This is a genomic window from Limosilactobacillus agrestis (genome assembly GCF_014145585.1).
GTDB lineage: Bacteria > Bacillota > Bacilli > Lactobacillales > Lactobacillaceae > Limosilactobacillus > Limosilactobacillus agrestis.
Genome location: NZ_JACIVF010000071.1, coordinates 53,954 through 61,844 on the forward strand (window position 1 = coordinate 53,954; position 7,891 = coordinate 61,844).

6 protein-coding genes and 1 rRNA gene are annotated in these 7,891 nt (G+C 40.9%); all 7 read left to right on the top strand.

The genetic code is table 11. From position 1 onward, the window contains the following. Positions 1-51: 51 nt before the first annotated feature. The 7 genes from H5R88_RS08785 (at position 52) to H5R88_RS08815 (ending at position 7,839) form a co-directional block, all read left to right on the top strand. Positions 52-318, top strand: a complete 267-nt coding sequence (locus tag H5R88_RS08785; protein ID WP_182578973.1) for a phosphocarrier protein HPr — start codon at positions 52-54, stop codon at positions 316-318. Next, a complete protein-coding gene (gene ptsP, locus H5R88_RS08790; RefSeq protein WP_182578974.1) occupies positions 318-2,048 on the top strand; it encodes a phosphoenolpyruvate--protein phosphotransferase in 1,731 nt (576 codons plus the stop codon). The genes H5R88_RS08785 and ptsP overlap by 1 nt, the downstream gene beginning before the upstream one ends. Before the next feature lie 239 nt (positions 2,049-2,287). Further along, complete coding sequence (locus H5R88_RS08795; RefSeq protein ID WP_182578975.1) at positions 2,288-3,505, top strand: glycosyltransferase family 4 protein; 1,218 nt, start codon at positions 2,288-2,290, stop codon at positions 3,503-3,505. 2 nt (positions 3,506-3,507) lie between these two features. Further along, on the top strand, positions 3,508-4,536 hold the full coding sequence (locus H5R88_RS08800; protein ID WP_182578979.1) for a glycosyltransferase family 4 protein: 1,029 nt from the start codon (positions 3,508-3,510) through the stop codon (positions 4,534-4,536). Continuing rightward, on the top strand, positions 4,536-5,549 hold the full coding sequence (locus H5R88_RS08805) for a lysylphosphatidylglycerol synthase transmembrane domain-containing protein (protein WP_182600818.1): 1,014 nt from the start codon (positions 4,536-4,538) through the stop codon (positions 5,547-5,549). Before H5R88_RS08800 ends, H5R88_RS08805 begins: the two co-directional genes overlap by 1 nt. A 56-nt stretch (positions 5,550-5,605) precedes the next feature. Next, a complete protein-coding gene (locus tag H5R88_RS08810) occupies positions 5,606-5,854 on the top strand; it encodes a YkuJ family protein (protein ID WP_182600819.1) in 249 nt (82 codons plus the stop codon). Between the two features lie 409 nt (positions 5,855-6,263). After that, a 16S ribosomal RNA gene (locus H5R88_RS08815) occupies positions 6,264-7,839 on the top strand. Positions 7,840-7,891: the final 52 nt, after the last annotated feature.

The window sequence follows — 7,891 nt, forward strand, 5'->3', positions numbered from 1 at the left end:
AAAGCTACTGATAATAAATTAATTATATCTGCTCGAAGGAGACTGATTAATATGGAAAAACGTGAATTTACAATTACTTCAGAAACCGGTATTCATGCTCGTCCAGCTACTATTTTGGTACAAGCTGCTTCAAAGTTTTCATCGGATATTACTCTTTCATACGAAGGTAAGAGTGTGAACTTGAAGTCAATCATGGGTGTAATGTCCCTTGGTGTTGGTCAAAATGCTAAGGTTACAATTAGTGCTAATGGTGACGATGAGAAGGAAGCTTTGGACACCGTTGCTGAAACCATGAAGAAGGAAGGATTGACTGACTAATGTCTATACTACTAACCGGACTTGCCGCTAGTAGTGGTATTACGATTGCTCCGGCACACCTGTTAGTAGAGTCAGATCTACCTATAAAAAAACAGCATACAGCTGATGAGAATCATGAGGTCGCCCGGCTTCATGATTCTTTTACGTTAAGTAAGACTGAACTTCAACATTTATCTAAGCGTGCCCATGAGCTGTTAGGTCAACGGGCAGTGACGATTATTGATACCCAGATTGCAATTTTAGACGATCCGACTTTACAAAAGAAAATTATTGACCGTATTAAGAGCCATCATGATACTGCCGAGTGGGCTGTTAAACGCGTTGAAGATTATTATTTAAGTGTTTTTGAGCGCAAGAACGATAATGAATATTTATATGCGCGGGCAACTGCCTTACGTGATGTGACCAAACGAGTCTTGAGCCACCTATTGAATGTTTCTTTACCAGATCCAGGACTTTTGGATCATCGTGCGATTTTTGTGGCTAATAATATTACACCTACTGATACCGCTCAGTTTGATAAACGATATGTTGCGGGGATTGTTACAACTAATGGCGGCCGTACTTCTCATTTTACGATTATGAGTAAGACCCTTTCTCTTCCAGCTGTCGTTGGAGTTAAGAATGCTACTTCTATCATTCATGATGGAGACTTGCTGATTGTTGATGGGATTCATGGCAAAGTGATTGTCAATCCAACAGATGAAGAGGTTGATCATTACCGTTTGTTAGCTGGTAAATTTATACAGGAACAGCAAAAGTGGGGAACATTAAAAGATAAGCAAACCGTGAGTGCTGATGGACGGCGATTTGAAGTGGGCGCGAATGTCGGAACATTTGCTGATGTTATTGATGCCCAAGAGGAAGGGGCTGAGGGGATTGGCCTTTTAAGAACTGAATTTCTCTATATGAGTAAGGATGAGTTGCCAACTGAAGATCAACAGTTTAATGCTTATAAAAGATTTGTTTCAGCAATGAATGGACAGCGGGTAGTCGCTCGCACACTTGACATTGGTGGAGATAAAAAACTGGGGATGGTTGCGCTTCCCCATGAGGACAATCCTTACCTCGGTTTTCGTGCCATTAGGATTGGGTTGGCACGCCCAGAAATATTACGTCCCCAATTGCGGGCCCTCCTTCGTGCATCAGTTTATGGGCGGTTAGCAATTATGTTTCCGATGATTGCGACGATTGAAGAGTTCCAAGCGGCGCGAGCAATTCTTGATGAAGAAAAAGAAAAGCTTGAGCACGCAGGTATTCAAGTTGCTAAAAATATTGAAGTTGGTATGATGTTAGAGATTCCGGCGGTTGCAGTTATGGCTGAACATTTTGCAAAGTATGTTGATTTTTTTAGCATTGGTAGTAATGATCTTATTCAGTATCTATTCGCTGTTGATCGCGGAAACCAGCAAGTGGCCTACCTATATCAAGAACTTCATCCGGCAGTTTTACGAATGGCTCGTCAGGTGATCGAAGCTGCACATGCTGAAGGTAAGTGGGTCGGAATGTGTGGAGAGATGGCTAATAATCTTTACGCAGTTCCCTTATTAATGGCAATGGGACTTGATGAATTTTCAATGAGTAGTAGTCAGATTTTACGAATTCGCTCCTTAATTAACCAGTTGAACACGCGTAAATTACAACCATTAGTCCACCGGGCAATTCATGCAGAAACTGCTACGGAAGTCCAAAAATTAGTGGAAAAGTATGTTCCACAGGTGAAACTTTAATAAATGAAAATAACTTTCTTGATTGTTCATAACGTTAAGAAAGTTATTTTCAAATTAAATTCTCACTATTAAAAAATTTTGTAAAGAAATTTTAATCAGCCTTTCTGAGTCTTGCTACTATTAGAAGGAAGTTTTAAAATAACTTAAATCTGTTTTGCGGTTCGGTGAATGCTTTAGTATAATAACAATTATGACTAATTATTATCTAGAAAATTTATGATGAAAAAGGAGCAGTTAGGTTGAATATTGGTATTTTTACAGATACATATTTCCCTCAGGTGAGTGGCGTGGCGACTTCGATTAAGACGCTTCGTGATGAATTGATTGCTCAGGGACATCATGTATATATTTTTACGACAACTGATCCTAGGGCTAAACATGATGACGTTGAAAATGGGATATATCGCTTTGCAAGCATTCCCTTTGTTTCATTTTCTGATCGTCGAATTGCGGTGCGTGGCGTATTTCGAGCCATCAAGCTTGCTAAAAAGTTCCAATTAGATATAGTCCATAATCAAACTGAATTTGCGCTTGGAGTTATGGGGAAGACAGTTGCCAAGCATTTACATATACCCTGTCTCCATACTTATCATACGATGTATCAGGATTATCTCCACTATATTGCAAATGGTCATATTCTTAAACCGCATGATGTTGCCCGGCTTGCTCATCTCTATTTAAAAAACATTTCTGGAATTATTGCGCCCAGTGACCGAGTTTTGGATACTTTAATCGGTTATCATGTAGAGTCACCAATTCGTGTTATTCCGACTGGGATTGATTTACGGGTATATAGTAAACGCGATTCAGTAGAAGAAAGAGCTGATTTAAGGGCAAAGTTAGGCTATAGCGAAGAGACCCCAGTTTTACTTTCTCTTAGTCGCTTAGCGTATGAGAAGAATATTCACTCACTGATTGAAGCAATGCCAGATATTCTTGCTCACAGGCCTGATGCGCAACTGCTTATTGTTGGAGATGGCCCCGCAAGACGTACTTTGGAGCGGCAAGTTCGTGAAATGCAGCTTAATGACAATATTAGTTTTACTGGTGAAATTTCAAATGATGAGGTTTACCATTATTACCAAATGGCAGATGTTTTTGTTTCAGCCTCCGATTCTGAATCCCAAGGGCTAACTTACGATGAAGCTCTTGCCTCGGATTTGCCAATCGTGGTTATGCGTAGCGAATATACAGACCAATTAATTGATGACGCAGCAATTGGCATTAGTTTTCAAAAGCGAGTCGACTTGGTCAATGGTGTTCTGTTTTATCTTAACCAACCAAAAAATTCGGAATCACGAGTGAGACGGCGACAAAAGCTACATGAAATCTCGGCAGAAGTCTTTGTTGAAAAGGTTGTTAAGTTCTACCAGGATTGTCAAAATGATATGGTGGTCCAGGATGAACTTAATCAAGCCGAAAAATCACATCGCCTTTTTCACCGCCCAAGGAGCTAATGATGATTAAAATAACAATGTTTTCATCTGCAGATAAGGTTGCGGGACAAGGAGTAGGAAGCGCCTATCTTGAATTAATTAACTTATTGCGCAACCAGTGCAGTGACAAATTTGAAATTGAAATCAACCGTTATGGGAAGAGTCAAATCAGCCATTACCATACAATTGATCCTCTTTTTTACCTGTCAACTTTTTCAAAAAAGCGGGGACAAAAGATTGGTTATGTGCATTTTCTTCCTGAGACGTTAGAAGGAAGCCTGACAATCCCGCAACCATTTCGCGGGCTTTTTTATCACTATATTATTGCCTTTTATAAACGAATGGATCAATTAGTAGTTGTGAATCCATCTTTTATCAAGCAGTTAGTAGCATATGGGATTCCTGAAAAAAAGATTACCTATATCCCTAACTTTGTTGATAATGATCGTTTCCATCCATACGCAGCTGATAAACGGATTGCTCTTCGAAAAAAATATGGAGTTGCTGCCGACAAGTTTGTGGTATTAGGAAGTGGCCAGGTTCAAGAACGAAAAGGTGTTCCAGACTTTATTCGTCTTGCTCGCCAAAATCCAGATGTTGAATTTTTTTGGGCTGGAGGATTTTCTTTTGGTCGTTTAACAGATGGATATAGTGAGTTAAAAAAGGTAGTAGATAATCCGCCAGCTAATTTACATTTTACGGGGATCGTTTCGCGGGATAAGATTGCTGAACTGAATAATCTTGCCGACCTATTTCTTTTGCCTTCATATAATGAACTATTTCCAATGTCTGTTTTGGAAGCTTTTAGTTGTGAGACACCAGTAATGTTGCGCGATCTTGACCTTTATCATTCTATTATTAATGGGGATTATGAGACTGCTAAAGATGTCGAGGAGATGCAAATGAAGTTAACGTTATTGCGTAATGATCCTGCACGACTGGCGCATTGGCAAACTAAGGCCCAGCAAGCTGCTAAAGAATATTCAAAAGAACATTTAGCAAAGGTCTGGACTAAGTTTTATCAAGAGCAAGCGCGAAAGGGGGATGCTTAGTGAGCAGACGAAATTGGTTAGTATTAAGTATAATGCTAATTATTGGAATTGGAATTCTCGGCTACTCATTACGTAACTCAAACATCCACCTATTGTTGCAAGACCTTTCTACCATTAATTGGGGATGGATACTCGTTGCACTTGGCTGTATATGTTTATATTTAGGCTTAGAAGCAGTTGTGGTAAAAATTTTTATGAATGATCGTCACGATGGCTTTACTTGGAAGGATGCATTACGATTACCATTAATTGAACAATTATTTAATGGCATTACTCCGTTCTCAACAGGGGGGCAGCCAGCGCAATTAGTGGCAATGATTCAATCAGGTGTTGATGGAGGATTGGCAAGTTCAGTTCTTTTAATGAAGTTTGTTGTATTTCAAGCAATGATTGTTGTTAACTTCTTGATTAGTTTGTTAATTGGTTTTCATTTTATTGCGGAAAAACTTCATGCTCTTTCATTATTAGTAATATTTGGCTTTTTGATCCACTTAGCGGTAATTGTCGGATTGTTGATGGTAATGTACTGGTATAGTTTTACTAAGAAATTAATGAACCTCGTTATCAAACCAGCTGCTATTTTTATGAAGGCTAACCGATATGAGCACATGAAAGTTGTCCTAAATGAAAAAGTGGATACTTTTTACCAAGAGAGTCTCCGAATGAAGCAAGATTATAAGAAACTACTTAAGGTTTGCGTAGTAACTATTTTTCAATTATTCTTTTACTATGCAATCCCATACTTTATTATGCTTGCACTTGGAATTGATCATATTAATTTTGTGATGGTGCTCAGCTTGCACGTTTTAATTTTTATGATTATTTCACTTTTTCCAATTCCAGGAGGAGCTGGGGGAGCCGAATATAGTTTTTCCGTCCTTTTTGCAAGTTTTATTCACTCAAATACAAAATTAGTTTTAGCAATGATCTTATGGCGACTACTTACATATTACTTTGGAATGTTCGCCGGAATTATAGCTGTATTTATAAAGCCGGATAAAGTTAAAAGATAGAAAAAAGGGTTGTGTGAAGACACGATCCTTTATTTGTATGAAGGAGGATTATCCTTGTGAAGGAATCAGAATTATTAGTGATTATTAGACGTTTGATTGCCATGCAAAACGATGATTCAAGAGATCGACAGAAACGGACATTTGAAAAATTTGGTATACCATTATGTGATGTAACTTATATTCATAGTAGAGAAGAATTCATCTTTGTTCGATATCGACCTTATGAACGTTTTCGTTTTGATGATATTGACCTAGTTACTATTGAAGTTTTTAACTGTTTATATGATCTTGAAAATACTTTTTAATTTTTTAGAAAAAACAGTTGACGGGGAATCAAAACCCATGTATAGTAGTTATCGTTGTCAAAACAGCTAAGTGCTGCTGAGATGGTTTAACAAAAAAGCTAAAAATAATTGTTGACATCTGATTGACGACGTGATATATTAATAAAGTTGCTGATTGAGTTATCAATCAAAAGAAATTCAAAATTAATTAAAATTTCTTCTTGACAAGCTAATCTAATGTATGTTATAATAAATATGTTGATTGGCTACTTGATTAGTCAACAGGTAGACCTTTGAAAACTGAACAAAGTTTCGACGAATCAAATGTGTAGGGTCTTCAATCACGACGTGATTTGAAGCAAAAAACATTTGCGAAGTCAATTCGCTTAATAACAAAGATAATTGAGAGCTATTCAAGTTCTTATATATTTTATATGAGAGTTTGATCCTGGCTCAGGATGAACGCCGGCGGTGTGCCTAATACATGCAAGTCGTACGCACTGGCCCAACTGATTGATGGTGCTTGCACCTGATTGACGATGGATCACCAGTGAGTGGCGGACGGGTGAGTAACACGTAGGTAACCTGCCCCGGAGCGGGGGATAACATTTGGAAACAGATGCTAATACCGCATAACAACAAAAGCCACATGGCTTTTGTTTGAAAGATGGCTTTGGCTATCACTCTGGGATGGACCTGCGGTGCATTAGCTAGTTGGTAAGGTAACGGCTTACCAAGGCGATGATGCATAGCCGAGTTGAGAGACTGATCGGCCACAATGGAACTGAGACACGGTCCATACTCCTACGGGAGGCAGCAGTAGGGAATCTTCCACAATGGGCGCAAGCCTGATGGAGCAACACCGCGTGAGTGAAGAAGGGTTTCGGCTCGTAAAACTCTGTTGTTGGAGAAGAACGTGCGTGAGAGTAACTGTTCACGCAGTGACGGTATCCAACCAGAAAGTCACGGCTAACTACGTGCCAGCAGCCGCGGTAATACGTAGGTGGCAAGCGTTATCCGGATTTATTGGGCGTAAAGCGAGCGCAGGCGGTTGCTTAGGTCTGATGTGAAAGCCTTCGGCTTAACCGAAGAAGTGCATCGGAAACCGGGCGACTTGAGTGCAGAAGAGGACAGTGGAACTCCATGTGTAGCGGTGGAATGCGTAGATATATGGAAGAACACCAGTGGCGAAGGCGGCTGTCTGGTCTGCAACTGACGCTGAGGCTCGAAAGCATGGGTAGCGAACAGGATTAGATACCCTGGTAGTCCATGCCGTAAACGATGAGTGCTAGGTGTTGGAGGGTTTCCGCCCTTCAGTGCCGGAGCTAACGCATTAAGCACTCCGCCTGGGGAGTACGACCGCAAGGTTGAAACTCAAAGGAATTGACGGGGGCCCGCACAAGCGGTGGAGCATGTGGTTTAATTCGAAGCTACGCGAAGAACCTTACCAGGTCTTGACATCTTGCGCTAACCTTAGAGATAAGGCGTTCCCTTCGGGGACGCAATGACAGGTGGTGCATGGTCGTCGTCAGCTCGTGTCGTGAGATGTTGGGTTAAGTCCCGCAACGAGCGCAACCCTTGTTACTAGTTGCCAGCATTAAGTTGGGCACTCTAGTGAGACTGCCGGTGACAAACCGGAGGAAGGTGGGGACGACGTCAGATCATCATGCCCCTTATGACCTGGGCTACACACGTGCTACAATGGACGGTACAACGAGTTGCGAACTCGCGAGAGTAAGCTAATCTCTTAAAGCCGTTCTCAGTTCGGACTGTAGGCTGCAACTCGCCTACACGAAGTCGGAATCGCTAGTAATCGCGGATCAGCATGCCGCGGTGAATACGTTCCCGGGCCTTGTACACACCGCCCGTCACACCATGGGAGTTTGTAACGCCCAAAGTCGGTGGCCTAACCTTTATGGAGGGAGCCGCCTAAGGCGGGACAGATGACTGGGGTGAAGTCGTAACAAGGTAGCCGTAGGAGAACCTGCGGCTGGATCACCTCCTTTCTAAGGAATAAAACGGAACCTACACATCGAAGAAACTTTGTTTAGTTTTGAG

Coding starts and splice junctions, on each gene's coding strand:
- H5R88_RS08785 (WP_182578973.1), top strand. CDS start 52: ATGGAAAAACGTGAATTTACAATTACTTCAGAAACCGGTATTCATGCT.
- ptsP (WP_182578974.1), top strand. CDS start 318: ATGTCTATACTACTAACCGGACTTGCCGCTAGTAGTGGTATTACGATT.
- H5R88_RS08800 (WP_182578979.1), top strand. CDS start 3,508: ATGATTAAAATAACAATGTTTTCATCTGCAGATAAGGTTGCGGGACAA.